General features: G+C 56.7%; 1 rRNA gene. It reads right to left on the bottom strand.

The features are described from left to right. Positions 1-26: 26 nt before the first annotated feature. Positions 27-143, bottom strand: a 5S ribosomal RNA gene (rrf, locus tag AC1DDG_RS21760). Between the last annotated feature and the right edge of the window lie 270 nt (positions 144-413).

Below are 413 nucleotides of genomic sequence, written 5' to 3'. Positions count from 1 at the left end.
CTGTCGGGGCCTTGGCCGTAAATAGTGTCCGGCGGTGACCTACTCTCCCACACCCTCCCGGGTGCAGTACCATCGGCGCTGTGGGTCTTAGCTTCCGGGTTCGGAATGGGACCGGGCGTTTCCCCCACGCTATGACCGCCGTAACCCTTGTACCCGAACCCCCCTGGGGGGGTTGGGAAAACCTGTGGTTACAACTTCCTGTGCCGTTCCCCTGTTTGGGGGGGTGGCGCAGGTGTGGTGTTGTTATATTCAGTTGTTGGTTCGCAAGCAACGGGTTTGTTGGTTGGGAACCACATAGTGGACGCGGGCAGTCTTGTTATCTTCGTACCATTGTGGGTGTGAACGTCTTTTGAATCCGTTCACCAATGGTGTGTGGTGTAAGTTATCGGCCTATTAGTACCGGTCAGCTTCAC

The organism is Arthrobacter sp. 10L430, from assembly GCF_056395245.1.
This window is presented reverse-complemented; position numbering and strand designations above follow the sequence as displayed.